This is a genomic window from Pirellulales bacterium, assembly GCA_035533075.1.
Taxonomy (GTDB): domain Bacteria; phylum Planctomycetota; class Planctomycetia; order Pirellulales; family JAICIG01; genus DASSFG01.
In genome coordinates this window covers 26,565-50,030 of sequence record DATLUO010000054.1, presented here as the reverse complement: position 1 = coordinate 50,030, position 23,466 = coordinate 26,565, and the positions used below count along the sequence as shown (strand labels likewise).

The window sequence follows — 23,466 nt, the reverse complement described above, 5'->3', positions numbered from 1 at the left end:
ACGTCAAGGCGTTATCAGGATAAAACCATTTTCGGAAGCCATTTTATTGTCACTACGCTTTTTCGCCAATCACCCTGCCGGCCGTTGGAAAATAAGCACTTACGGCGATTGCCGACCCGAGACCTGTCAAACATGGGCTAGATCAACTGCGCAACGGCTGGCTCAACCCGCCCGAATGGACGCGGGAGGAAGTTTTGACGTTTCCCGGTTCGGTCGATGGGCCTTGGGCGCGGTACGTCGAAAATCCGAACAGCCGCGGCGTCGGCACGGTTCACTATCGCCGGCTGGTGCCCGTTGATGCCGAGTGCGCGAAAGAGCTTGGCAAGCGGACTTTGACCAACCTCTATAACCAGCGGCCCGCGTGGCTCGCCAATGCCCATCGCCGGCTCGACGAAGCGGTGTTCGCCTCCTACGGCTGGCCCGCCGATCTAGCCCACGACGACATCTTGGCCAAGCTTTTGGAGCTTAACCTTGCCCGAGCGCCGGCGCGGTGAGCGCTCCGTTCCAAATACAACCAACAAGGGCGGTGCTGGAATGCGGTTTAATCGCTTGCAACCTCGCATGCGCCCAGCGTGTCGCGTGGCACGAAACGAGTCGCGCACGGATTAACCCGGAGTCGTGATAAAGGCCATGCCGGATACGATCAAAGACGAGCCTATCAGGCGGTTCTCTGAGTTTCAGCAGAACTGGGCTTCGATCATCAAACCACTAAGGCGGGATCGTTACTGCGTTGAATCCGCAGATTCGATAGGCGGCGATGCTCCCAAAAGCTTTATTCGCATGCAGGAATACACGCCGGGCCAACCAGGACGAGCAATTCGCTTCTGGCCGTACTTCATCGCAAAGGTTGGTTCTAAGTCCTACCCGAACGAATCTGTCACGGAGCACCTTCTGACCAGGATAGGTGAAGCCTTCGGTATGAAGATGGCGACGACGCAACTGCGAATCGTCGGAACGCAGGTCCGGCTCCTGAGCAAGTATTTTCTCCGCCGCGGCGAAGAATCACTTGTGCATGGTATTGAAGTCTTTAAGCAGTATCTCGACGAAGAGACGGTGGAGGCGATTGCAGCGGCACGCCAGGAGCAGGTGTTCTACACCTTCCAAACCGTCTTGGCGGCAATCAAATTCGCTTTCCCGGACCATGCGGACGAGATTCTGCCCGGTGTCGTCGAAATGCTGGCCTTCGATGCGCTCGTCGGCAATAATGACCGGCACCCGGCCAATTGGGGATTCATCGTTCCCGTCACAAAGAAGCCGTCCCCGCGTTTTTCGCCGGTTTACGATACGGCGCGTGCGATGTTTTGGAACGTGAGCGAGGAAAAAGTGGCACGAATACTGGCCGATCCCGATATGTTGGATGCCTACATTGATCGGAGCGTCCCTCAAATAGGGTGGGACGATGACGAACTCAAAGATAGGGCATTTTGAATTGGTGTCGGGGATCTACCAGGATTCTCCTGAGTTTAGGGGCCATTTGGAGACGCTTGCCAGGCGCGAACCTCTGGCTTTGTGCGGTAGACTTATAGAGGATGAGTTTGGTCCGCTCATGACCGACGCACGCCGGGCGCTCGTGATGCGTTGCCTGGAGAGTCGGCACGACCGGTTTTTGAATGCGATTTCGTAGCAGGCGGGCAACCGAACGGAGCACAACAGCCAATGGCTGGGACGAGTAGCTTTTTGAGATTGCTGAAAAGCTGGATGGGCAAAGACGAGAAGCTCCGCGCGCCCCCTGACGCACGTGCCGACTTCCAACTTCGCTTTAAGGGCATGACAATCGGGATTCTCAGTGCAGCCGACGGCGAATGGACGTTTCGTTATACCGACGATTTTCGCAGGTCCGGCGAGCTGCGCCCCATTGTCGAGTTTCCCGACGTCGATAAGGTTTACAAGTCGGACGAGCTATGGCCCTTTTTCGTGATGCGATTGCCGAGCCTGAAACAGCCATCCGTTCGCGACATCGTGAAGAGCGAGGCAATTGACGATTCCGACGAAGTCGAGCTTTTGCGCCGATTCGGGAAGCGCACGATAGCTAGCCCATTTGAATTGGTCGCCGACTAGCAACGACACAAGTGGCCGATTGCCGATGAGCCGGCCGCAGGTTGCTCGCGTGCGGCCATCAACCCTACCGACACGCATCGCCGTTGTTGGCCGCTACTGCCCGTCGCCGCTCAACCGGGCTTTGATTTCCGCCTCGATTTCCTGACGCGCGGCCGCTTCGTCGGCGGCATCGTCGCGTAGGGGGTTGCTGGTCAAGATCCCCATGTAGGCATTTTCCTTGGCGGAGCATTTGGCCTTGAAGCGGGCCTCGACCATCCCGTCGATGATTTGCTGGCCATCCGTCGGGCCGGCCGGCCGCGCCAGCTTGTCGAGTGCGGTCGCCTTCAAAATCGCCACGGCGGCCGACACGTTGCCGCCTTCCATCGCCGCGGCCAGCGCATCGACGGCCTTGGGCGCCAGCGAACGGAGCTTGTCGGCCACCGCTCCAAAGACCTCTTGCCGGCGGGCGTTAAGCGCGGCTTGAAAGTGCGGGTCGTGCAACCGCCACTTGGCCACGGTGCCACGACGCACGCCGACGGCTTCGGCCGTTTCCAAGTCGGTCTTGCCCGTCGCGAGCAAGTCGATAGCGTTCTGCTGTTCGATCGTAAGCGCGTGCTTGATTGCCATGCGTTGTTCCGTGTTGAGAGTAAAAAGGCCAGTTCGACCGCGGCAGCCCGCCGACGGTCGCACGCCTACGGAAATTGTAGGCGGTTACGGTTCAAGGGGTGAATGCCTTTGCGGCCACGTCGGCAGCGCGTCGAATGTCGATCGTGCCCACCAGCGGCTTGCTTCTGGCACGTCCGGGGCTTCCCATCCCAAAGTGCCATCGGCGGCCCGCCGGGGTATCCAATCGGCGAAGCGATCGGCCGCGGCTGGCATGGTGCCAGCCGGCGCAAATGGCCCGACATACTGCGCGGATTCTTGGGCCAGCCCGGCGGCCGTTTCGTTTCGCTGCCATAGCTTTCGTCGAGGGCGCTCAACAGTTCGCCGGCTTTGCCTTCCCATTCGCCTTTGGCCAGTAGCTCCAACAGCCGGCCCGCGATGGGCGATGCTTCAAGGGCCAGTTCGTTCGCGGCGTCGCGGTTGCGAGTGTACGCGGCGATGAACGTGCCAGGCGGCCAGCCAAGCGCCCGTTCGGCGGCCGTCGCCCACTTGGCGAAGTCGGCCATGCGCGGTAGCCGCACAAGCTTCACCCGCGGCAAGTCTCGCAACGCTCCCGCCACGGCGTCGAACAGCGAGCCCAGAATCTTCGGGCGCGCGGCCTCGAATTCCGCCCACAAGGTCTTTTCGTCGCGGCGCCGATCTTCACCAATCGGCGGCAAGCTCACCGGCAGGCACCTATCCAGCAAGTCGCCTTTCTCCGCCAGTTCAACAATGCTTGTGAGAATCGCCGGCCGCATGGCGTCGAAAATCACTTCATCGGCATCGCTATAAAGCTCGCGCGTGGCGAACCCGCCCCCCGTACTCAAACAGCGGCGAATGCGGTCGATGTTGTCGTTGACGTAGCGCCGGCTTTGGCCCGCCTCGACCATCCGCATTTGCAACGCCTTCAACGCCAGCGGGCCAAACTTCGCGGCCGGGGTATGGCCGTAGTATTTGTTGAGCCAGTGCAAGGCGACCACGACAGGGAGAGTCGGGGCTAGGATTGGAAGGCCAACGTGCGGCCGTGCAAGCGTTAGCAAGCCAGCATAACGCAACCATCATTGCCGAGTACACCGAGATTGAATCGGGCAAGAGCAAAACGCGGCCGAAATTGCTCGCTGCCATACCGCACGCTAAGCGGTCACAAGCGACGTTGGTAGTCGCCAAACTCGATAGACTTGCTCGCAACGTCGCCTTTACGTCTACGCTAATGGAAACGGGCGTAGACTTCATCGCTTGCGACAATCCGCACGCAAACCGATTGACTATCCACATCCTCGCTGCGGTCGCTGAAGATGAAGCCATACGCATATCGGAGCGAACGAAGGCCGCGTTAGCGGCTGCTATGGCACGTGGTCAACGCTTAGGCTCCGCCCGTGAAGGCCATTGGAACGGCCGCGAAGACTCTCGATTGCGAGGCTTGGCAAAGGGGCGACAAGCCGCCAGCAAGGTTATCACAAAGCAAGCGAATGAGGCGTATAGCGACCTATACGAGCGTATGACGGCATCGCGAGGGGTAGGGCAGACACTACAGCAGATTGCCGATTCGCTCAACAGCGAGGGCCATACAACGCGGAGGGGCAAACCGTGGAACCCAACGCAGGTTATGCGGGTTTTGCAACGGGCGTAGGATGCCCCGTCAACGTGCCGTTGACAGGAACGGCACGCTACGGGCTATCCGGTGTTTTTCTCACGAAAGGGATTGTGCTATGGAAGTGGAATTGAGGTTTCAGGGCGGAATCCGAAACGGCAGGATGTTACGCGGCAGACGTGCCGCGAAGGTCTTCGCAATGACCGACGAAGGCCGCGTAGGGGCGACTTTTAAGGCGGGGCGGATGCTCCACCACGATATGAGCGGCAAGCGTTCCAAGGTCATTCTGAGCGTTCCATACGCGGAACGCTACGTCATCATGGAACGCAAGCAACTAGCAAACTACGTCAAGCTAGTTGCGAGGCACGTTAGGCTGCTTGCAAAAACCTAAGTGTCCTTTCGCCTTGGCCTACGGCCAACGAAGCCCCTCCCCTTTGGCCTATGGCCAATAGGGCAAGGGGTTTTTTTTTGGCCTACGGCCAATAGGGCAACCCCTCGCGTGCGAGGTTATCGCGTGAAACCTCGCTGTAGTCTGGTTACTTATCGCGGTTTCGAGGGGGTGTAATCGGCCGGAAGGCATAGTCTGGCCGCTCAGGTAGGCTGCCGTGTACGGGGGACGGGGGGAGGGAATTGGCGAGAAAAGTTAGGTGGGTTTGGGTTCGCAAAAACGTTGGTAGTGTTTGTTAACGTCGTCTTCGCTAGCATGGCGAACGATAAAAGCTAGAGTGCTTTCTTCATCATGTCGCACTTCCAATATGTCACCTACATCTAGGCCAACGTCGGAAAGAAGGTAGGCCAAAATCACAACGGACTCACGGCCGTTTTCAATGTGTCGCGGATGCCCTTTCAGACTCACAGATACGTCGTCACCAGTCTTTTCGATTTTCAAACGTTCTTCTTTGCGAAAAACGAGGGAAGCGAGCCGCTTGCGTTCTTTGTGTAACCGCTCAACCTCTTCTCTGTTGAATATCCACCCCTGATCGTCGATGATGAGGTTCGCGGCCTTCAACTGCTCGATTTCGGATTCTCCAACTGTATTCGTATCGACGACGATACCTTGTCCGGGGGTTGGAGGGGCCAACGCGATCGCTCTAACTCTTGGCTGAAGCATGACGGCACCTTAGAGGGGTTAAAACCAACAGCCTACCGCCCTAGGTTTCTTCCGTCAATTAGGGTTCGCCTACGGCGAAGCCATCATGGCAGGCCAAGCCCCAAATCTTGGGCAACATCAGTGCAAGGCCAATCAAGGAAGTCGGGAATGTCCGCAAGCTCGCGTTCCCTTACTCCGTACTTCCGTAGCTCTTCCTTCCGATCTCCTTGATATTGATGATGCGTTGCATTAACGAGTTTCCAACTTCCATCTTGGAATGCGTAATTAACTTCCATGTGTCCCCCGCTGTTTCTGAAGTGGTCGTCTGGATTGTTAGAGTTGGTCATGCCTAGTATGAAGCGAAGAACGGCCAAGTATGGGGAGACAAGCGAATCAGTTTTTTTGATGTCATACGACATAGCACCAACCCTATACTGCACCGATCCCGCCTTGATAGTTTGTTCTTGTATTTTGTCAACCTTCGGCTTGATTAACCTCTTGAACGCGACTTCTGGCTTTTCGGCTATGGCAAAAAAGACGATCACGGGAATGGCGATTAACGCGAGGGCGGCAGGAATCGCCCACCAAAACTTAGTAACAGTTGACCGCTTGGCTGGCTTGGCCGTTTCCACCGGGGCGGCAGGCTTGACGCGAGGCATCCTCGCCTTGCTCGTGTCGATAGCCACCACTGGACCGCCGAAAGACAAACTCGTCTTGTGGGCACTAATCCAATCGCCGTCGCGTCCCTTGCGAATCAAACTCGATTGGTCAATCGTTCCGTCTGCCGCCTTCTCTTTCAGTTCGGCCGACGATATTGGCCCGTACTCCTCGCCCATTACCTTATAAAACCAGTCTGCCATAGGAATCGCTCCAAGAAGGGGAAAGCGATCCGATCATAGCGAGGAGCGGGGTCGGGATCAAGAATTGGCCGGGCTGGGCATCGCCCTAGCGGCTTGTCTGGGGGCAGACCCCTAAGACATTTCCTCCGCCAATTGACCGCGTGAGCGGCCTTGCGGCCGATATGGCGAAGAAAGGGGAGGGGCGGACGGCCAGAACCCCTGACGGAAACCCGTACTAAATTGTGTCAGAAATTGTGTCAGGGCAGAAACGGCCGCTCTTTGTGTCAACGAAAAAAGCCTTGCAAGTCGTTATCTCACAAGGCTTTAAGTTAGTCGGGGCGACACGATTTGAACGTGCGACCTCTACGTCCCGAACGTAGCGCTCTAGCCAGGCTGAGCTACGCCCCGATGCGAGGGACTTTGCCGAACAGTCGATTCTATCCAACCCCCGGCCACGGTCAACGTCAAGTCGCCCCCACTCTCCGCTTACTTGCCGGGCCGCTTCAGCAGTTCGGCATGCACCTTGGCCACGTCCCACATGTAGTGCGAAATCTCACGCTGGGCAGCCGACTCGATGAACTGGCGGGCTTTCGCTTCTTCGCCCAAGGCCTCGTAGTAGAGCCCCAAGTAGATGTCGGCGTAAAACAGCCGCGTCCGCAACTCGTCGGGCGGCGGGTCGCCGCTACGGGCGGCGGCCAGCACCTGGTCGGGCGTCGCCTGCCCGGCGAACAACGCGTAAATCTCCATCATCGGCACCCGCCGGTCTTGCTTGATCTTGAGCAACTCGCGCCGGGCGACGGGCACGCCGTCCTGCCGCGCCATGCAGAGGAACCGCCACACGGCGTTTTCGACGTCGTTGTTGTCGACGGTCTGATAATGCTCGAACTGCTTGCGGCCGTCGTCATAACGCCGCATGTAATAATACGAGATGCCCCGCTTCCAATGGCCCGCTTCACGCGCCGGGTCGAACGCGATCGCCCGGTCGAAGTCGGCGATCGATTCGGCGAACCGCCCCTGCTTGAAGCGCTCGCTGCCGCGATGATCGTAGGCCTCGGCGTTGCGGGGATCGAGTTCGATGGCCCGGTCGAAATCGGCCACGGCCTCGGCGTGCTTTCGTTGCATTTCGTATAAAGAGCCCCGATACACGTAGGTCGCGGCGTCATCCGGGCCGGCTTCGACCGCCATGGTTGCCAGCTCAACCGCCCGTGCGGTATCGCCCGCCTGCCAGGCCGCCCGCGACTGCGCGACGAGTTTCCCGACATCTTCCGCGCCGTGCGCCGCGTCCGGCCAGAGGCCAAACAGCATGCCGAGGGCGCAGAGCGATTCGAGCCGATGAGGCCGCTTTATTTGAACCGAGTGCATCATAGGCGAACATTATAAACGTTCGAGCCGGCATTGCGAGGGTCGGTACAATGGAGACAGACGATTTCCATCGCCCCACAACGTGCCCGCGTGCTGTTCCGTCTCCTTCTGCTGTTCACCCTGCTGCCGCTGGTCGAATTGACCCTGCTGGTCTGGCTGAGCGCCCACACCGATTGGCGACTGACGATGCTGTTCGTCATCGGCACCGGCGTATTGGGGGCCTGGTTGATCCGTTCCCAGGGCTGGCGGGCATGGCGCCGCATCCGAGACGAGCTGGCCCGTGGCCAGATGCCGACCGACTCCATCCAAGACGGGCTGCTGATCTTGATTGCCGGATTGTTGCTCATCACGCCCGGCGTCTTGACCGACGTCGTCGGCGTGCTGCTGCTCGTGCCTCCGCTGCGGCGATTCATCCGCACTTGGCTCAAGAGCCGATGGCAGGGAAGACTCCAGGTGTACTCGTTCCGCGGGCCGGGCCGTGGGAGCACGCGGGCTAGTGCGCCGCTCGTCGCGCTTGCCATGCACGACCGATCAATGTAGATTGATGCGTATTGGACCCGCCTCCCTCCTCTCCCAAAGGAAAACCTTATGACCCGCCCGTGGACGACCTTGCTTGGAACTCTGGCCAGTGTGGTGTGCGTTTTTTCTCTTGCGGCCGGCGCGGCCGAGCCGAAAGCGAAGGAGGCCGCGGGCGACGGCAAACCGGAAGCGAAACTGGCCGTGGGCGATCAGGCACCCGACTTCGCCATCAAAGACGCCGACGGCAAAGAGATCAAGCTCGCCGAGCTGACCGCCAAAGGTCCCGTGCTGGTGCGGCTCACCTGCGGCTGTTCGGGCTGCGACAAAGAGCTGGCCTACTTTCAGGAACTGCACAAAGCCTACGAGGGAAAGGGACTGATCAGCCTGGCCGTTTTCAAGGAGCCCGACGCGAAAGTGGCCGATTATGTGAAGCAGAAGAAGCTCAACATGCTTTATGCGGTCGATACCAAGGGCGATAGTTGGAACGTGTTCAAGACGAAGACCATGCCCACGAACTTCTTGATCGGCAAGGGCGGCCGCATCGTGTCGATCGCCGCCGGCTGCGATCCCAGCGGCCTGCTGGCCAACAAGCTGGCCGGCAAGGTGGCCGATCTCACCGGCTCCGAGAAGGTCGACGTGCAAAAGGAAGTCGCCGGCCGGGCCACCGAGCAGCCGGCCAAGAAATAACCGTCGAAGCGAGGACCACCGATGCTCAACCTACTGAGCGGTATCACACGCGATTGCCAAGCGGTGCGGCGCCGCCACTTTTTGCAGGTCGGCACGTTGGCCGGTTTGGGGCTGTCGCTGCCGGAACTGCTGGCCGGCCGCCGGGCCGCGGCCGCCACCAGCCGGGCATCGGCCGAGGTCAACTGCATCCTCATCTGGACGCAGGGTGGCACCAGCCATCACGACACCTTCGATCCCAAACCGGAAGCGCCGGCCAGCGTCCGTGGCCCGTATCAGGCGATCGACACGGCCGTGCCGGGCGTGAAGTTCACCGAGGTCGTGCCGCGACTGGCCAAAGAGCTGCCGCGGTTTTCGATTTTGCGAAGCTGGAATCCGCGCAACGGCAGTCACGGCACCGCCGACCAATATGTGATGTCGGGCGCGACCACTGGTCGACGGCCGGTTTTATTCTGGCAGCGGGAGCGGGTATGCCCGGCGGCACGGTCATCGGGCGGACCGACGGCGAAGGGGGCTACGCCACCGCCGACGAATACTTCACCGAAGATCTGGCAGCGACGGTTTACACCAAGCTGGGCATTCCCCTCGACCTGATCCACTACACCGCCGACGGCCGCCCGATGCGGCTGAACGAAGGCCGCGTGATCCGGCAGTGGATGTAGCCGCGGGCGGTGCGGGGGAATAAAATCGTAGGGTGGGACCAGCGAGCTTGCGAGCGCCGGCCCACCATGAGCGCCGATGGTGGGCCGGCGCTCGCAAGCTCGCTGGTCCCACCCTACATCATGTAATCCGATGTTTGCTTTTCGCACAGCCTTGTTGTTGTCGGCTATCTTGTTGATGGCTGCCGATCACGCCGCGGCTCAGCAAGCGGCCGCCAGAAAACGGTGGATCAGCGAATACGACGCACAGGTGCTGGCCGGCGCGCCGATCACGCGGCCGGCGGTGATTCGCAACTACCAACCGATCGATCTCGGTGGCTCGGGGACGCGCGTGGGCAACAGCGATGAGCCCGCCGTCGATCTTTACTCACGGCGAAACTCGCTGGCACGCCCCCAGACGGGTGCGGGCAACGGCAACGAGCCGGCCGTCGACACGGCGCTTTATCCGTACTACAACCCGTCGTTCATCGGCTACGGCAACTATGGATCCTACGCGGGTTACGGCTATGGCGGTCATCCTTACGGGGTTGGCGCCGCCTACGGACCGACCAACTACCCGCCCTGGCTCTACCGACCGCGGTACTTCTATCCGTACCGTTACTATCCGCTCCGCACCGGGTGGTCGGTCTATAATCCATACTTTTACTACAACAATTCGTACTATGGCGGGTACTCGAGCCCGTTTTGGACCGGCTTCGGCGGTTTCGCGTTTCCCTACCACTTCGGCGCCTTCGGTAGCGGCGGGGCCGGCTACACCTTCGGCGGTTTCGGTCAACCTTATCGCTATGGCATCTTCGGCTATCCCTATCCGGGGCTGTTCAATCAGACGTGGGCCTATCAGCCCAGTCCGGCCTATTTCATGTATCCGGGAATGGGCGGGCTGTACTCGCCGCCGGGCTTCTATGGCTTCCCAGGCTACTACGGCTACGCAGGCTACGGAATGGGCCTCGCCACGCCCGCCGGCGGCTTTTATTGGTAGACGATCGGGTTGGCGTGACGGGCGCGAGGCTGCCGATAAAGTGGTAGGGCGGGCAGGCCTGTGACCAGATTTTCGGCAGGCGGGTATCTGTACGGAACGCCCTCCGTGGCGTTCCGCGGCCGACGAGTTGGTAAGCCCGCTGGCTGGATTGCGGAACGCCACGGAGGGCGATCCCTACCGACGTGAGGTGCCGCGCATGGTCGATCGAGCCACAATCCTGGTTTTTGCCTACACGCTCATCTGCGGCGGCGTCGCCGACGCAGGGCTGCCGCATTGGGCGCGCCGCAGTCAGGCGCCCTATCCCAGCGATACCTACGCGCCCGAGACGCGGCATTACATCGTGGTCGATCCGGTTGTGGTCGGCACGCCGCCGGTTTCCAAGGGCCTGATGAAGAAGGTGCCGCCGGCCGGTCAGATTCTATGGCGGCAGAACGTCGAGGCGGTGCCGACCTATCCTTGGGGCTGGTTTGGAGCGCGGCGGCATTGGCACAATACGGCGCATCAACGGTACTACGCCAACGAGCGCGACTGGGGGTACATGCGCGGCGACTAGCCGTACTAGTTCAACGCACCGACTCGCCGTCGAGATGGAACACGGCCACCGTCTTGCCGTCGGGGTCGAGCATCTCTTGGACGGAAAAGATGCCTTCGACCGCCACCGGATAAAGACTGTAGTCGGTCGACTTGCCCGGCTTCATCTCCACGATGATGCAATCGTAAAGGGCCGCACCGGGTCCGAAACAGCACGACATGTTGTCGCGCACCAAAACGAACTGCGTCAGCCCCGTCTGCAGGAAACTGGGCAAGATAAAGCCGCGAATGCGGACCGGCTTGCCGTCGAGCGTCTCGATCTTCGCAGTCAGCATCGAGCGCTGGAATGCGTCGCCCTTGTTGATGTCGAACTTCAGATCGTCGAAACTGATGTCGCGCGTTCGCCGCGGCTGCGGGTCAGGTTCGGGAGGCTGCGCGGATTCGGCGGTCGCCGAAGGCGAGCTTGCACTTTCGTCGGCTTTCGCTTTGGAAGGAGCGGCCTGCGATTTGGACGCGGCGCTCGTGGTCGCTTTCTGCGGCGAATCGGCGGTCATCGCGGGGGCGTTGCCGCCGCCGCACCCGCTCGTGGCAAGTACGGCCGCCAGAGCGATGACGAGCAACGAATCAGGCCCACCGATGGCGACGTCGTTTACGGTGGGCCGGCGCTCGCAAGCTCGCTTGCTCCACCCTACGGCAAATGCGACGTACGGCGCGAGATCCATTCCGTCCTATTCCAAGTGATCGGCGTCGAGGTGATACAAGGCGCCGGCCAGGCCGTGCATGCTCAGACCCGGAGCGATGCGGAACGTGCCCGCCAGCTTGCGCGGAAGCATGTTGAACTCGGCCTCCAGGTCGCCCTGCAGCTTGACCTCGATCATGTCGGTGATCTTCGGATTGCCGCCGAAGCAGCATTGCCCCTTGTCGCGCACCAAGATGAATCGCTTGATGCCCGTCGTCTGGCCGCCCGTCGGCTGATAGACGAAGCCCTTGATGAACACCTTTTTGCCGTTCAGTTCCTGGGCCTTTTCGGGCGGGAACACCATCGGCTGGGCGGGATCGAGCTGCAGATCATCATAGCTGATGCGTTCGTAGCCGGGCGGCACTTCGGTGGCCCGAACGTAGGCCAGCCGCGACCAGCCCCCGGTCCACAGCACGGCGCAGAGCACCGTGCCCAGCAGGGCCAGCAACTCGCCGGTGTAGGCCTCGGGACTCGATCGGATTTGTCGCAAGGCCAGAATGCCGGCGACGATGCCGATCATCGGGATGGCGGCCAGCATCCAGTCGAGAAAAACCAGCGACGATAGCACGCCCGCCACCAGGCTGATCACCGCCAGGCTGCTCAGTGCCCGATACTGCCGATAGTCGTCGGCGGTCAATTCGCGATCTTGTTGAACGTCAACGCTCATGTTCAATTGCGACGCAAAATGGTAAACATCAAGCCAAACAACACCCCTGCCGCCCCTAATGCTACGAAGGCCACCTGCCAGCGGTTCGCCTCGGGTTGGCGTGCGCGGCGACTTGCCGCGGGAACCACGCCTGGCGCAGCGGCCTGAGCGGTTTGCCGCGATTCGCCGTCGGAAGCCGCTTCGGGCCAGGCCGCTTCGGGACGGGCCGGTTCCGCATCATCCAGTGTAGTCGCAACGGGGTCTTGCTGCACGGCAGGCCGCTCGGCGGATTCCTCCGGCGCGGCCGTCTGTTCGGCCATCGCCACCACGGCGCCGATCAACGCCGGAACCACCACCGCCCGATCGTTCGACGACGACTGGCCGGGCTTGGGACCCTTGTCGCTCTTGCTGCCGCTCGAACCGTTCGCCTTGGCCGGCTTGGCGTCGGAGGCGGCACCGCCCGATTTGTCCGGCGCGGGCACCTGGGGCTGCTTGGCGGTCGCTTTATCCGCGGGCACCGCCGGAGCGGCCGCTCCAAACGGGAAAAAGCTGTTGGCCCGCTTCACGCTCTCCGGATCGAGCTTGGCGAGTTCGGCAAGGTAGGCCTTCGCCTCCGGTTTGGGGCATGCCCGAAGGTAGTTGACCACCGGCACTTTGACCCACGACGATTCTTCGTCGGCGTTCTTGAACAGCTCCACGAGCTTTTTCATGGCGCTCCAATCTTGCCAGCGGGCCAGATCGGGAATGACCAGGTCGGCAAGCTGCGGCCGGTCGAGCATGGCCCGCAGGCCGGCCAGCAGCCGCTCTTTGGGCACCGCCGTCGTCTCTTGGCCGAGGAACCGCACGGCCATGATGGCGGCGTAGGTGTCGGTATATTCGGCGTCCTTGTTCTTCAGGAACAGGTCTTCGATCAGCGGCATGCCGTCGGGACCCTTCAAAATGAGATAGCAGGCCACCATCGCGTCCAGCGCGGTCCGCACCTGCCGGTCGCTCGATTTGATCATCTGCTCCAGCACGGCGAGGTCGTCGGCCTGCCCGCACACGCCGAGCATGGTCAAATACAACCGCCGCCGCGAGGCCGGCACATCGCGGTTCTTGATCCACTTCAGAAGCTGCTCGCGGTGCATCCGCGGCTTAAGCTGTTTGACTTCGGCGTAGGGGGCACGGGCAAACTCGTCATAAGCGTCGGTGGCCAGGAGCGATTCGTCGTCTTCCAGATACTCCTGGAAAAACGTCAGCCGGTCGGCCCCGCTTTTCGGCAGCCCCACAAGCTGCGACACATACTTTACCGCCCTTGGAGACAGGGCGTTGGGAGTCGTCCACTGCACCTTCTTCGGGTCGACGCCGAAAACCAGGAATTCCGTCCCGACCGGCTGCTGCCCGAAGTAGAGCACGCGAATTTGCCGCGACTGACGGGGCCGCTTTGGGCTGTCGGGGGCGAGTCCCACCAGCGCGGAGTTCTTTTCCAGGGCATCGCCGCCTTTCAATATCTGGACGATCTCGAAGGTCGCCTCGGCGTCGGCACTGCCGGCGATGACCGCCTCTTTCGGCGGCCCTTTTACCAGCTTGGCGATAATGACCACGTCCGACGAGTCGATCTCTTCACTGAGGGTCTTGGTCTGCGCATTGCAGAAGGGGCAGGCGACGGCGGCCGCCGGCAGCGACAGAACCAACAGCGGCAGCAACGCCAAGAACGATAACTTCGGGGCAAACATGATTTTGGTCTCCTTCTGGCCTTCCGCTTGCGGAGCAAGCGGGCTACGCCCAGCACGTGGATTCTACACCAAGCGGTTAGCGATGGGCAGTGGTGGGCAACTGCTCTGCCGCGGTTTGCCGGGCGACGATAGAATCGCCGCCCATGTCCCGCCGCCTTAATCTCGCGAACCTGGCTGTCTTGGCTCTGGTTGCGCTGGCCCTGCGCTTGGCGGCCATCTGGCTCGTCGGCGCGCACCAACAGGCCGGCGGAACCACCTACGAGCACGGTGAGATCGCCGAGAACCTGCTGGCGGGCCGCGGCTTTTCCGTCACCTTTCTCGGCGTCTTCGGTCCCACAAGCCAGCAAGCACCCTTTTATCCAGGTTTGCTGGCCGCTGTATATTACTGCTTCGGCGTGGGATCTCCGGTGAGCCTGCTGATCGTGCAGGTGTTGCAGGCGGTCGCCGGAACGCTGTTGGGTCTCTGCGTGGTGTGGCTCGGTTGGTCGCTGCTGGCCGATTGGCCGGTTCTCGGTTTGACGGCCGGCTGGCTTGCGGCACTCTATCCCAGCCATATTTATATGGTCACCCATTTCCAGGTGGCCGTGTGGAGTGCGTTGGTATTGACGGCCCTGTTGGCCTGGGTGGCGTGGCCCGGCGGCCGGCACACCTGGAGCAAAGCCCTGGTTGGCGGGCTCCTGGCCGGATGCCTGTTGCTGATCGATCCGATTTTGGCGCTCGCGCTCCCCTGGGCGGCGTATCTTTTTTGGCGGCGTGACCGCGACATGGTCATCGCCGACGGCTGGACGAATGCCTTTTGGGCATGCTGCGGCAGGTCCGGCCGCGTGGCCACCATCGGCATCGTCGCGGCAATGGTGGTCGCTCCCTGGCTCGATCGCAACCACCGGGTGCATGGCGAATTTGTGTTCGTCAAATCGACGCTCGGCTATGCCTTCTGGCAGGGCAACAATGCAGCGAGCTGGGGCACGGACAAGATTCCCAAAAGTTCGGACGAAGCCCCGCGGCATCGTCACGACGGCAGCCTGGCAGGCCGGCATCGGGCTTTGTGGGATGCCCGGCACGAGACACTTTATATTGACGACGTGTTGCTGAAGCCGACCGGCTACCGCGATTTCGCGGGGCTGAGCGAGCCAGAACGTTCGCGGCGGCTGGGCAGCCAAGCCTGGGAATTCATCACGCGACAGCCCGACCGATACGTGCAACTTTGCCTGCGTCGGCTGCGCTACTTTCTGCTGTTCGACGAAACCAACCCCAAGGCCCGTAGCGGGATTTATCGAATGACAACGGTGGTCTGGCTGGTGTCGTCGTTGGTCGGGTTGCTGCTCCTGCGATCGCGCTGGCGGACGCTGTGGCCGCTCGTGGGCGCTTTCGCGGCGGTGACGTTGTTTCACACGCTGACGATCGCGTCGGCGCGGTTTCGCATTCCGATCGAGCCATTCTCGTTCGTCTGGGCGGCCGCGCCGTATGCGGCGATTTTCCAGCGGGCCCAAGGCCGAAGACCAAAGACCTAAGACCCCAATCGCAACGCGTCGCGGACCAGCCACCACAGCAGCCGCGGCTGGCGCCGGGCCTGACCCAGGCAATAGGGAAGATACGCCTTTCCATAGGGCACGTAGAACCGCACCCCAACGGCCTCGCTCGCGGCCACCGCCAAAGTGGCGCGTTGGGGAAGTCCGTAGAGAAGTTCCAATTCACACGTGCTGCCGGCCGCGCGGAGGCGTCGGATGGCCTCGCCGGCCAGCGGGGCGTCGTGACTGGCGATCGCCACGTGCGGCGCACGGCCTGCCAGCCGGTCGACGACCTTCAAAAAGCCTTGCCGCAAGTCGCTGTCGGGCCCGGCCGCATCGGGCCATTGCCCTTTGACCACGCGTGGAATGATGCCCGCCGCGACCGTGGCGTCGGCGTCGTCCAAGCTGCGTCGCCATCGGCCGGGCAGCGAACAACTGACCTTCACGTCGCCGGGTTGAGCCACTTGCATCGCGGCCGACCACATCATGTCGGCTGCCTCCGGCCCCAGCGAATCGAAGTGAATTCGCTGGCGGCTGCGCCGGGCCACCGCCAACAGTGAGTCCAACCACGGTCGCGAATCGCCCAAGGCGGGCAATTTGATCGAAAGGTAACTGTCGGCGAGCGGCGACATCGCCTCCAGCGCGGCCAGATACTGTCCGGCCACGATTTCGGGCGTGTCGCCCTCACCGTCCCAAAAACCGAGCGTGCTGGCGAACCCCTGCCGGGCCAGTCCGTGGGCGAGCTTCAAAGCGTCGTCGAGCTCCGGCCCGGCGATGTAGGCGCTCGCCGCACGCGCCGCCAGCGGCATCAAGCAACGGCGGACCGCATGCCGCAGATAAGCATTCAACTCGCGCATGACCTTCTTGTTGCTAATGCCCGGCCCGCTTTTTCCATCATGTCGGCCGCCAGCGCCAGCCCGCCGCTGAAGCTCGCCGGGTACCACCGCAGCGACACGCAGGGACGCTCCAGTTCGGTCCACACCTGAATCCAGGGTTCGACCGTGCCTAACAGCTCATACGTCTCCAGACCGTCGGATACTGCCTGCTTGATCGCTTCGACCATCAGCAAAATGCCCGGACTCGAACGATGAAACTGCGGGTCGTAGCCGACCTTGAGCACCCAATAGCGGTTGCCGTGGACGACGCCAAACTGCGTGGCGGCCACTTGATTTCCCACGTGCAAAAAGGCGATGCGGAACTGTCCCGCGTCGGCCGTGCGTTTGGCATAACGTCGATAAAACTCGCCCGCGCGGCTATCTGCCAGGGCCGTGCCCGTCGTGCCCTTCCACGAACGGCGTTCCACGTCGAAGGCCCGATCGAGCAACCCCTCAACCTGGTCGCTGTGAGGCGAGAGCAGCTCGGCCCGGACCGGACCGGCCTGCTCGGCGTGCCGACGGGAACGCCGAAAGTCGGAACGGCGCCGCGACGACAGTTTTTGTTCCGGCGAGGCCCAGCTTTCGTCGAGCGCGATCCAGGGCGTGGCTGCCTGTGGGCGAACGATCAATTTGCCGGACCGTCCTACGGCCCTTTCCATGGCCGCGACCGTGGGCGAGGCCGCAAAGACGCGTGGCAGGAACAGCGGACGGCCTCGTCGCCAGAGCGCCTCGGCGAGGGCGGCGTTGGCCTCCGCGTCGCAGAACGCCAGGTCGGCCGGCTCGTAGAGGCCGTGATAGTTCAGTAACTCTTGGCGGGCAAGCCGAGTCCGGGCAATCAGCGGAGCCCCGGCCACGATTTCGTCGCCGTCGCGGCCGACGACAATCTCGATCGGGCCGTCGCCCTGGAAGGTTGCGGCCGCGGCTTCGATCCAGGCCCAGGTCTGCATGGGGGTGGCCATACGGGCGTCGAGATCGAGCCACCGCTCTCGGCAGGGGCGCAGTTCCGACGCGGAACGCACGATGTCGAACGCAAGGGAGCCGGAGCGGCGTGCCTCGACCAGCTTTGGCCCATCGTCGATGGCACTTGCCATAAGTACGCCTGGTGCAAGTCAGTGGTGACATGCAAGGATAGGTCACGCCGTGGGGAGGCGTCCGGCATCAGGCGTCAGGCATCAGGCGCGGCATGGATTTCCATCCCGCCGCCTGAACCCTGAACCCTGAACCCTGAACCCTCCCATCCGGCCCAATCGTTTTACACGGCACGACCGGTCACAGACTTTTCTCCCCAGGGGCACTGGGACAGCACGTTGCCCCTAACTATACTTGAAGCACCTTGGCAGCCATCGGGCAAACGCCGGCGGCGGTCGTGCAACTTTGAGGAACACCTTCGATGCCCAAAGCGTTGACCATCTCCGGACTGGTCGTGGCCTGCCTGTTATTGTTGTTATTCGGCCTCGATCTTGCACTCGGAGTGCCCTTCGGCAAGGCCAGCATCATGATGGACGTGGGCTTCGTGATCTGTTCTCTGATTCTGGCGTACATGAGTTGGTTGGCCTTCCGCGATATTCCCTGATATGGACACTCAGGCACCCTCACTGATCCGACGGATTCTTTGTCCGGTCGACTTTTCGCACGCCTCCGGTCGGGCGTTCGCCTACGCCCAGCGTCTGGCTCACGACACCGGGGCCGAACTGGTGCTGTTGCACGCCTTCGACGTGCCGGAGACGTTGAACCTGGTGGGACAAGAGCATCCGACCGACCCGACGTTGCGCGAGCAGCTCGACGCGGTGCCGGTTTTGCCCGACGTTTCGGTCGAGCGCATCTTGCACGCCGGCCCGCCCGGCCCGGTGATTTGCTGGGTGGCGCAAGAGCGCGGCTGCGACCTGATCGTGATGGGCACTCACGGCCGCAGTGCCCTGGTGCATCTGTTGCTGGGTAGCGTGGCCGAATATGTGTTGCGGCACGCGCGTGCTCCGGTGCTCACCCTTCGCGACCGTCCCGCCGAAGAACCGCCGCTGGCAGAGCCGCGCGTGCTGCCCGTGCCCGCCCCGCGGTTCCTGTAGGAAACGGACTCCGCACATCACGGACATGAATCGGATGAATCGAAGCGCGCCGGCTGGTTTTGTGGCTTTCGTCGCGGCGGTCGCCATGTCTGCGAGCATGGCCGTGGCGCAGTTGCCGCGCGCCGAACCGCAAGCGGCGGGTATGGACGCGGACCGTCTGACCGAAATTGACGACGCGGTACAAACAGCATTGGCCGCCGGCAAGATGCCGGGTTGCGTGGTGCTCGTCGCCCGATGTGGAAAGATCGTTTTTCTAAAGGCTTATGGCGAGCGCAGCGTCGAGCCGGTTAAAAGGCCGATGACGGTCGACACCGTTTTCGACATGGCCTCGCTCACCAAGCCCGTCGCCACCGCAACCAGCGTGATGCTGCTGGCCGAGCAGGGCAAACTCGCGCTCGACGACCCCGTGGCGAAATACCTGCCCGGTTTCGCACAAGCGGAAAAGGAGTCGATCACCATTCGGCAACTCTTGACGCACCAGGGCGGCCTGATCGCCGACAATCCGATCGAAGACTACGCCGATGGCCCCGAACAGGCGATGGCCCGCGTCATGGCAAGCGGGCCGCAAGCGAAACCGGGTGAGGCGTTCAAATATTCCGACGTGGGCTTTATCGTCTTGGGCGAGTTGGTGCGACGGGTCGCCGGCGAAAACCTCGATCGTTTCGCGTCCGAGCACATCTTCGTTCCGCTGGGCCTCAAAGAGACGACCTATCTGCCTGGTGATGGGCTGCGCCAGCGGGCCGCGCCCGCGGAAAAGCGAAACGATCGCTGGATGCAGGGCGAGGTGCATGATCCACGGGCCTACGCGCTGGGCGGCGTCGCCGGCCACGCCGGGCTGTTCTCGACCGCGGAAGACCTGGCCGTCTATGCCCAAATGCTTTTGCAAGGCGGCGAGTTCAACGGTGTCCGCATTTTGCGGCCGGAGACGGTCGCCGAGATGACGCGCGCGCAGCCGGTCAAAGGCGGCCTGCGGGCACTCGGCTGGGACGTGCGCAGCGCTTATTCATCGAACCGAGGGACTGGCTTTTCCGACCGCGCCTTTGGACACGGCGGGTTCACCGGCACAGCGATGTGGATCGACCCGGAGCTCGAGCTGACGGTGATCTTTCTCAGCAACCGTGTGCATCCGGACGGGAAAGGTTCCGTGAACAAGCTTGCCGGCCAAATCGGCACGATTGCCGCCGCGGCGATCGTGCCTGGCAAGTAGGGCGGGGCCAGCGAGCTTGCGAGCGCCTGCGAGAGGGTTCCCCTCCGCCAGTTCGACTTCGTCTTAACGAGGGACATGCCTCGAGCGAAACGATTGCGATTGCCTTGGCGAGCGTCTATACTCCGCCATCGAGCTATTCCACCGAAGAGAGGACATCATGTATCGATCGAACTTTCCGCGTAACGCCGCATCGACCGGTGGGCGGAACCGTGCCAAAGCCCGGCGAAATCAAAAGGCAACGAAGTCCTTGCGCGCTCGGCCGAGGGGGCTCTTTCCGGAGCGGCTCGAAGATCGACTTCTGCTGTCGACGTTTACGGTCACCAACACCAAAACGCGGCCAGCGATTTCACCGCCACGATCACCTGGGGCGCGGGCGTCACTTCGACCGGCACGTTGCAAACGATCTCAGGCGTGCCGGGCGGTTTCAGTTTGACCGGCACGCACGTCTTCAGCGACGAGACCGCCAGCTCGCCATTCTCCATCGTCGTGCATGACGTCGGCGGCCAGACCGTCACGCTCACCGGCACCGCCAAGGTCGATGACGCAACGCTGACGCCCAGGCCCGTCACGTCGCCAACGCCACCACCGTCGCCGATGCTTCGCTGACCGCCACGGCGTCGTCCGTGAGTTCGACGGAAGGAAGCACGTTCAGCGGCACAATAGCCGCCATCACCGATGCCGACCCGGCCGGCACCAGCGCCGACTATTCTGCTACGCCCTGTTTTCGAGCTTGTAGGCCACACTACGGCGAATTCGTCGCGATTCTGCCCACCAGCCGCGAATCGGGAAAGTTCGCCAGCAAATAGGTGTTGCGGCCGTCGTCGATCGTCACGGCCTGCGGTTCGGCGGCGCCGGTCGAGCCATAGCGGCTCACCGGCTGCAGCGCCACCTGATGCCGGCCGGTGGGCAACTCCAGGCGCAGCACCTGAATTTTGTCAGGCAACAGGCCCCAACAGCGAGTGTCGGCGGCTTCGCTTGCTTCCCAGGCGATGCCCGCCACGTCCAGGGCCACGCTGGTGAGCGTCGCCTGGTTGGCCCCCATCGCCTCCTTGGCGCCGAGCACGATCCCTTTTTTCACGACGCGCCGCACCACCGCCTCGGCAAGGATGCGCGGGTAGATTGCCTGGTGCTGCTCGACGGCCATCCGGCCAACGTCGGTGATCGTGGCCGTGGTGCCCGCGGGCCGGCCATCGACGTAGACGCCGATACCGGCGATTTCGTTGGGCGGTATGACGATCCGCGGCACCTTCACCGGCGCAATGGTGGGCGGCAAGCTGTATTTGTTCGTGGCGCTGATGATCCGGTCGGCAATCAACAGTGAGACGGTCGTGGGCAGTTCAAGCGTCTCTTCTTTGTAGGGACCGCGTCCGACCAGTGCGAACACGTAGAGTACGCCGTTGCCCGGCGCCGAATGACGGCCGTGCCGGGCACGTTCCAAGTCGGCGCGCCCGTCGAGGAATTGCGGTTCCCATTGAACGACCAAGGCACTGGCGCGGGCCGCGTCGTCATAGTTGCCGTGCGTGGCTTCGCGAATCAGCCCGTGCAGGTAGGGGCCGATCGCCACTTGCTTGTAGGCCAGCTTGGGGTTCGGGCCGTCACTCGAAGCCTCCGCGCCGGCGGCCTCGATGATCTGTTGCTGTTTGTCGGCGACCTGCAAGGCGTAAGCGACGGCGTCTTGCCCGTCGCCGAGCAGATTGGCCAGCGAAAGCAGTGCCCGGATGAGCACCTTCTCGTAATCTTCGCCGCAATAGGCTTTGTGCCTGTCGTCGGTGATCAAGGCAATCGCCGCTTTGCCCAGCCTCGCCCGTTCCAGCTCGTCGAACCGGTCGCGGACGGTGCGCAGCGCCTGTTCCGACTCTCGCGGGCGTCCTTCGGCCAACTCGACGATGGAGCGTTCCAAGAGGAGCACTTCGGAGTCGCGGTGGTCGTGCTTCAGACCATCGTCGAGCGATTTTTCGGCCACCGGCAGGTCACCCGAATAAAAACCGTCGCGAATGGCCAGCAGCCGCCGTTCGTGCGTCGCGCAGCCAAGGGCGAAGAGCGGCAGAAGGGGCAGTAAAAGGAAAAGGATCCATCGACGGCAGACGGCAGCCGGTAGACCGGGATCTCGGCGATGCACGGCGCAAACCAGCGGGCAATCGTCGGTCATCTAAGAATCCCCGTCTACCGTCTACCGTCTGCCATCTACCGTTCTTCACCCCTTCATGAGCCGACTGAGCCGCGAATGATAGTAGCCCTTGCTCAACGTGGCCGATTGCTTGTCGTATTGCCCGTTGTGGACATCGACGAGCTCCATCGTGAGCAGATAGTCGCGCTGGTAGTCTTTGTTCTCGCGGGTGGTGCCGGAGGTGATCGTGGCGTAAAGCAGGTAGTCGAAGGGCTGGCCCTGTTGTTCCATGGCGCCCACGAACATCCGCATGTTGGCGGGCACCATCAACAGGTCGGGCCGCAGGCGGGTCTGCATCAGCCCCGCTTCGACGAACCGCTTGCTGACGGGCTGAAAGATCTGGCTTTCGAGAATCTTGGAGTCGATCTGTTCGTAAAGCTGGTCTTTGAAATCGCCGATTTCTTCGATGCTCTTGTTTTCGACGCCCACGAAACAGATCCGCAGCGGCGGCAGAACCTGGCCATTGGGACCCGATTGGCGGGCGACCGAATGGCGGCCGAGCAGCTTGCCAACCGCCTCGTCCATCAGCGGCCGCCAGGTCTCGCCTCCGGCCTGGTGACTGCCGACCATCGACGGGTCGCCCGGATGTTTCACCTCGGCGTATTGATTCCCGCGGCAGCCGCCCAAGCAGCCGGCCAGTGTAACGAAGCTTGATCGAAGAAAGTGGCGTCGGTGCATGGAGTCCGTTCCGTGCAAGTAGGTCAGGCTTTTCAGCCTTGTATTTATGGCGCAGCGGTCCCTGATACCTGTAGATCGGCCGATTCTTTTGGAAAACTTGGCATCGCCGGAACGGCCCTCTCGCAACTTGGCACACGAGCGGTGATATTACGGAAAAACCGCAATCTGGGCAAGCGGCAATCAGTCTTGCGGCGCCAATTCGAAGATTGCCTGGGGCACATCGACCGGCAGTCCCGCTTGCGGCATGGGAAGCTTCAATGTCCACAGGACGGCCTGGCTGACCAGTCGCCGATACGCCTCACGGCGCCAGTTGTCGTGAAAATGAAGCCCGCTGAAACCGAACGAGCGACCGCCGTCGGGGCGCTGCCAGGCCCAGGCCACCGTTTCGTCGCGGCCTTCAATCGGCACCGTAATGACCGGCTGAATCGCGTCGCCCGGTTCGACAAGCTTGAGGCGATAATAAAACTCATCGCGGACCGTGAGCGGACCCACGGCATTGGCAATCGGGTGATCGGCAGCCTGCCAACGGGTTTCGATCACCGTGTATTTCCGGTCCGGACCGCCGTGACAACCGCCCAACAGGCGCACAAACGGTCCGATGTTCTCCGTATCCTTGGTCCCCATTGCCCAATGCAGCGCCACCAATCCGCCTCCGCGGGCAGCAAGCCGGGTGAACGCCTCATAGCGGCGCGGATCGGCGTTGATCCATTTGGCTCCCTCGGAGAGAAACAGCACGCAGCCGTCGACCTCGGCCAGTTTGTCGGGCCCTTCCGGCCATGGCTCGTCGCAGCGCTCGACACGCGCTTCCACGCCCGGAACACCCTGCAAGCACACTTGCAATACCTTCAGACCAGGCAGGTACTCATGCGTGGTCGGCGGATGACCGTCGGGGCCCTGGCCGAGCAGCAGCAATCTCTTCGGCCTCTTCGGCGGCG

General features: G+C 62.1%; 27 protein-coding genes and 1 tRNA gene. 13 read left to right on the top strand and 15 right to left on the bottom strand.

What is annotated here, in order from left to right; all coding sequences use genetic code 11:
* The first annotated feature begins 194 nt into the window (after window positions 1–194).
* The 3 genes from VNH11_07020 to VNH11_07010 all read left to right on the top strand — a co-directional run bounded on the left by VNH11_07020 (window position 195) and on the right by VNH11_07010 (window position 2,058).
* Complete coding sequence (locus VNH11_07020) at window positions 195–494, top strand: hypothetical protein (protein HVA46109.1); 300 nt, start codon at window positions 195–197, stop codon at window positions 492–494.
* Between the two features lie 136 nt (window positions 495–630).
* The gene (locus tag VNH11_07015; GenBank protein ID HVA46108.1) at window positions 631–1,428 is read left to right on the top strand and encodes a HipA domain-containing protein; all 798 of its coding nucleotides are present in this window, start codon (window positions 631–633) and stop codon (window positions 1,426–1,428) included.
* Between the two features lie 249 nt (window positions 1,429–1,677).
* Window positions 1,678–2,058 carry a HipA N-terminal domain-containing protein gene (locus VNH11_07010; GenBank protein HVA46107.1) on the top strand — a complete coding sequence of 127 codons (381 nt, stop codon included), beginning with the start codon at window positions 1,678–1,680 and terminating at the stop codon, window positions 2,056–2,058.
* 93 nt (window positions 2,059–2,151) lie between these two features.
* On the opposite strand, the gene VNH11_07005 is transcribed toward VNH11_07010, so the two are convergent.
* Window positions 2,152–2,664, bottom strand: a complete 513-nt coding sequence (locus tag VNH11_07005; GenBank protein HVA46106.1) for a hypothetical protein — start codon at window positions 2,662–2,664, stop codon at window positions 2,152–2,154.
* A 65-nt stretch (window positions 2,665–2,729) separates the two neighbouring features.
* The gene (locus VNH11_07000; GenBank protein HVA46105.1) at window positions 2,730–3,659 is read right to left on the bottom strand and encodes a hypothetical protein; all 930 of its coding nucleotides are present in this window, start codon (window positions 3,657–3,659) and stop codon (window positions 2,730–2,732) included.
* A 729-nt stretch (window positions 3,660–4,388) separates the two neighbouring features.
* Here VNH11_07000 and VNH11_06995 point away from each other — a divergent pair.
* Window positions 4,389–4,661 (top strand): hypothetical protein, encoded by a 273-nt coding sequence (locus tag VNH11_06995; GenBank protein ID HVA46104.1) that lies wholly within the window; start codon window positions 4,389–4,391, stop codon window positions 4,659–4,661.
* A gap of 252 nt (window positions 4,662–4,913) precedes the next feature.
* Here the strand turns inward: VNH11_06995 and VNH11_06990 are convergent, their stop codons facing one another.
* The 4 genes from VNH11_06990 to VNH11_06975 all read right to left on the bottom strand — a co-directional run bounded on the left by VNH11_06990 (window position 4,914) and on the right by VNH11_06975 (window position 7,564).
* On the bottom strand, window positions 4,914–5,381 hold the full coding sequence (locus VNH11_06990; protein ID HVA46103.1) for a hypothetical protein: 468 nt from the start codon (window positions 5,379–5,381) through the stop codon (window positions 4,914–4,916).
* An 83-nt stretch (window positions 5,382–5,464) separates the two neighbouring features.
* On the bottom strand, window positions 5,465–6,220 hold the full coding sequence (locus VNH11_06985) for a DUF4339 domain-containing protein (GenBank protein HVA46102.1): 756 nt from the start codon (window positions 6,218–6,220) through the stop codon (window positions 5,465–5,467).
* Window positions 6,221–6,532: 312 nt separating this feature from the next.
* Window positions 6,533–6,607 (bottom strand) — tRNA-Pro (locus VNH11_06980).
* Window positions 6,608–6,685: 78 nt separating this feature from the next.
* Entirely contained in the window at window positions 6,686–7,564 is an 879-nt protein-coding gene (locus tag VNH11_06975; GenBank protein HVA46101.1) for a tetratricopeptide repeat protein, read from the bottom strand.
* 87 nt (window positions 7,565–7,651) lie between these two features.
* On the opposite strand from VNH11_06975, the gene VNH11_06970 reads away from it, so the two are divergent.
* The 5 genes from VNH11_06970 (at window position 7,652) to VNH11_06950 (ending at window position 10,955) form a co-directional block, all read left to right on the top strand.
* Window positions 7,652–8,101 carry an FxsA family protein gene (locus VNH11_06970; GenBank protein HVA46100.1) on the top strand — a complete coding sequence of 150 codons (450 nt, stop codon included), beginning with the start codon at window positions 7,652–7,654 and terminating at the stop codon, window positions 8,099–8,101.
* 48 nt (window positions 8,102–8,149) lie between these two features.
* Window positions 8,150–8,767 carry a redoxin domain-containing protein gene (locus VNH11_06965; GenBank protein HVA46099.1) on the top strand — a complete coding sequence of 206 codons (618 nt, stop codon included), beginning with the start codon at window positions 8,150–8,152 and terminating at the stop codon, window positions 8,765–8,767.
* Between the two features lie 21 nt (window positions 8,768–8,788).
* The gene (locus tag VNH11_06960; protein ID HVA46098.1) at window positions 8,789–9,358 is read left to right on the top strand and encodes a DUF1501 domain-containing protein; all 570 of its coding nucleotides are present in this window, start codon (window positions 8,789–8,791) and stop codon (window positions 9,356–9,358) included.
* A gap of 198 nt (window positions 9,359–9,556) precedes the next feature.
* A complete protein-coding gene (locus VNH11_06955; protein ID HVA46097.1) occupies window positions 9,557–10,402 on the top strand; it encodes a hypothetical protein in 846 nt (281 codons plus the stop codon).
* Window positions 10,403–10,598: 196 nt separating this feature from the next.
* Complete coding sequence (locus VNH11_06950; protein HVA46096.1) at window positions 10,599–10,955, top strand: hypothetical protein; 357 nt, start codon at window positions 10,599–10,601, stop codon at window positions 10,953–10,955.
* Between the two features lie 10 nt (window positions 10,956–10,965).
* Here the strand turns inward: VNH11_06950 and VNH11_06945 are convergent, their stop codons facing one another.
* Genes VNH11_06945 through VNH11_06935 form a run of 3 tightly spaced genes read right to left on the bottom strand, consistent with a single transcriptional unit; the run spans window position 10,966 to window position 14,033 of the window.
* Window positions 10,966–11,655 carry a DUF3299 domain-containing protein gene (locus VNH11_06945; GenBank protein ID HVA46095.1) on the bottom strand — a complete coding sequence of 230 codons (690 nt, stop codon included), beginning with the start codon at window positions 11,653–11,655 and terminating at the stop codon, window positions 10,966–10,968.
* Between the two features lie 6 nt (window positions 11,656–11,661).
* On the bottom strand, window positions 11,662–12,339 hold the full coding sequence (locus tag VNH11_06940; protein ID HVA46094.1) for a DUF4190 domain-containing protein: 678 nt from the start codon (window positions 12,337–12,339) through the stop codon (window positions 11,662–11,664).
* 2 nt (window positions 12,340–12,341) lie between these two features.
* On the bottom strand, window positions 12,342–14,033 hold the full coding sequence (locus VNH11_06935) for a hypothetical protein (protein ID HVA46093.1): 1,692 nt from the start codon (window positions 14,031–14,033) through the stop codon (window positions 12,342–12,344).
* A gap of 143 nt (window positions 14,034–14,176) precedes the next feature.
* On the opposite strand from VNH11_06935, the gene VNH11_06930 reads away from it, so the two are divergent.
* The gene (locus VNH11_06930; GenBank protein ID HVA46092.1) at window positions 14,177–15,544 is read left to right on the top strand and encodes a hypothetical protein; all 1,368 of its coding nucleotides are present in this window, start codon (window positions 14,177–14,179) and stop codon (window positions 15,542–15,544) included.
* On the opposite strand, the gene VNH11_06925 is transcribed toward VNH11_06930, so the two are convergent.
* Window positions 15,541–16,398 (bottom strand): hypothetical protein, encoded by an 858-nt coding sequence (locus tag VNH11_06925; GenBank protein HVA46091.1) that lies wholly within the window; start codon window positions 16,396–16,398, stop codon window positions 15,541–15,543. The two genes, VNH11_06930 and VNH11_06925, sit on opposite strands and share 4 nt — an antisense overlap.
* On the bottom strand, window positions 16,386–17,507 hold the full coding sequence (locus tag VNH11_06920) for a GNAT family N-acetyltransferase (GenBank protein HVA46090.1): 1,122 nt from the start codon (window positions 17,505–17,507) through the stop codon (window positions 16,386–16,388). The genes VNH11_06925 and VNH11_06920 overlap by 13 nt, the downstream gene beginning before the upstream one ends.
* A 299-nt stretch (window positions 17,508–17,806) precedes the next feature.
* Here VNH11_06920 and VNH11_06915 point away from each other — a divergent pair, with 299 nt between their 5' ends.
* From VNH11_06915 to VNH11_06905, 3 genes are all read left to right on the top strand, one after another.
* Complete coding sequence (locus tag VNH11_06915; protein HVA46089.1) at window positions 17,807–17,989, top strand: hypothetical protein; 183 nt, start codon at window positions 17,807–17,809, stop codon at window positions 17,987–17,989.
* Window position 17,990: 1 nt separating this feature from the next.
* The gene (locus tag VNH11_06910; protein HVA46088.1) at window positions 17,991–18,479 is read left to right on the top strand and encodes a universal stress protein; all 489 of its coding nucleotides are present in this window, start codon (window positions 17,991–17,993) and stop codon (window positions 18,477–18,479) included.
* 85 nt (window positions 18,480–18,564) lie between these two features.
* Window positions 18,565–19,686 carry a serine hydrolase domain-containing protein gene (locus VNH11_06905; GenBank protein ID HVA46087.1) on the top strand — a complete coding sequence of 374 codons (1,122 nt, stop codon included), beginning with the start codon at window positions 18,565–18,567 and terminating at the stop codon, window positions 19,684–19,686.
* A 317-nt stretch (window positions 19,687–20,003) separates the two neighbouring features.
* On the opposite strand, the gene VNH11_06900 is transcribed toward VNH11_06905, so the two are convergent.
* The 4 genes from VNH11_06900 to VNH11_06885 all read right to left on the bottom strand — a co-directional run bounded on the left by VNH11_06900 (window position 20,004) and on the right by VNH11_06885 (window position 23,443).
* Window positions 20,004–20,255: a hypothetical protein gene (locus tag VNH11_06900; protein HVA46086.1), complete on the bottom strand. Its 252-nt coding sequence runs from the start codon at window positions 20,253–20,255 to the stop codon at window positions 20,004–20,006.
* Window positions 20,256–20,428: 173 nt separating this feature from the next.
* Window positions 20,429–21,835, bottom strand: a complete 1,407-nt coding sequence (locus tag VNH11_06895; protein ID HVA46085.1) for a hypothetical protein — start codon at window positions 21,833–21,835, stop codon at window positions 20,429–20,431.
* A gap of 45 nt (window positions 21,836–21,880) precedes the next feature.
* The gene (locus VNH11_06890) at window positions 21,881–22,531 is read right to left on the bottom strand and encodes a penicillin-binding protein activator LpoB (GenBank protein ID HVA46084.1); all 651 of its coding nucleotides are present in this window, start codon (window positions 22,529–22,531) and stop codon (window positions 21,881–21,883) included.
* Window positions 22,532–22,711: 180 nt separating this feature from the next.
* On the bottom strand, window positions 22,712–23,443 hold the full coding sequence (locus tag VNH11_06885) for a ThuA domain-containing protein (protein ID HVA46083.1): 732 nt from the start codon (window positions 23,441–23,443) through the stop codon (window positions 22,712–22,714).
* Window positions 23,444–23,466: the final 23 nt, after the last annotated feature.

Bases quoted from the DNA above. Each gene is read 5' to 3' on its own strand.
- VNH11_07015 (HVA46108.1), top strand. From the start codon at position 631: ATGCCGGATACGATCAAAGACGAGCCTATCAGGCGGTTCTCTGAGTTT.
- VNH11_07005 (HVA46106.1), bottom strand. From the start codon at position 2,664: ATGGCAATCAAGCACGCGCTTACGATCGAACAGCAGAACGCTATCGAC.
- VNH11_06995 (HVA46104.1), top strand. From the start codon at position 4,389: ATGGAAGTGGAATTGAGGTTTCAGGGCGGAATCCGAAACGGCAGGATG.
- VNH11_06990 (HVA46103.1), bottom strand. From the start codon at position 5,381: ATGCTTCAGCCAAGAGTTAGAGCGATCGCGTTGGCCCCTCCAACCCCC.
- VNH11_06985 (HVA46102.1), bottom strand. From the start codon at position 6,220: ATGGCAGACTGGTTTTATAAGGTAATGGGCGAGGAGTACGGGCCAATA.
- VNH11_06975 (HVA46101.1), bottom strand. From the start codon at position 7,564: ATGATGCACTCGGTTCAAATAAAGCGGCCTCATCGGCTCGAATCGCTC.
- VNH11_06965 (HVA46099.1), top strand. From the start codon at position 8,150: ATGACCCGCCCGTGGACGACCTTGCTTGGAACTCTGGCCAGTGTGGTG.
- VNH11_06960 (HVA46098.1), top strand. From the start codon at position 8,789: ATGCTCAACCTACTGAGCGGTATCACACGCGATTGCCAAGCGGTGCGG.
- VNH11_06955 (HVA46097.1), top strand. From the start codon at position 9,557: ATGTTTGCTTTTCGCACAGCCTTGTTGTTGTCGGCTATCTTGTTGATG.
- VNH11_06950 (HVA46096.1), top strand. From the start codon at position 10,599: ATGGTCGATCGAGCCACAATCCTGGTTTTTGCCTACACGCTCATCTGC.
- VNH11_06945 (HVA46095.1), bottom strand. From the start codon at position 11,655: ATGGATCTCGCGCCGTACGTCGCATTTGCCGTAGGGTGGAGCAAGCGA.
- VNH11_06940 (HVA46094.1), bottom strand. From the start codon at position 12,339: ATGAGCGTTGACGTTCAACAAGATCGCGAATTGACCGCCGACGACTAT.
- VNH11_06935 (HVA46093.1), bottom strand. From the start codon at position 14,033: ATGTTTGCCCCGAAGTTATCGTTCTTGGCGTTGCTGCCGCTGTTGGTT.
- VNH11_06930 (HVA46092.1), top strand. From the start codon at position 14,177: ATGTCCCGCCGCCTTAATCTCGCGAACCTGGCTGTCTTGGCTCTGGTT.
- VNH11_06925 (HVA46091.1), bottom strand. From the start codon at position 16,398: ATGCGCGAGTTGAATGCTTATCTGCGGCATGCGGTCCGCCGTTGCTTG.
- VNH11_06920 (HVA46090.1), bottom strand. From the start codon at position 17,507: ATGGCAAGTGCCATCGACGATGGGCCAAAGCTGGTCGAGGCACGCCGC.
- VNH11_06915 (HVA46089.1), top strand. From the start codon at position 17,807: ATGCCCAAAGCGTTGACCATCTCCGGACTGGTCGTGGCCTGCCTGTTA.
- VNH11_06910 (HVA46088.1), top strand. From the start codon at position 17,991: ATGGACACTCAGGCACCCTCACTGATCCGACGGATTCTTTGTCCGGTC.
- VNH11_06905 (HVA46087.1), top strand. From the start codon at position 18,565: ATGTCTGCGAGCATGGCCGTGGCGCAGTTGCCGCGCGCCGAACCGCAA.
- VNH11_06895 (HVA46085.1), bottom strand. From the start codon at position 21,835: ATGACCGACGATTGCCCGCTGGTTTGCGCCGTGCATCGCCGAGATCCC.
- VNH11_06890 (HVA46084.1), bottom strand. From the start codon at position 22,531: ATGCACCGACGCCACTTTCTTCGATCAAGCTTCGTTACACTGGCCGGC.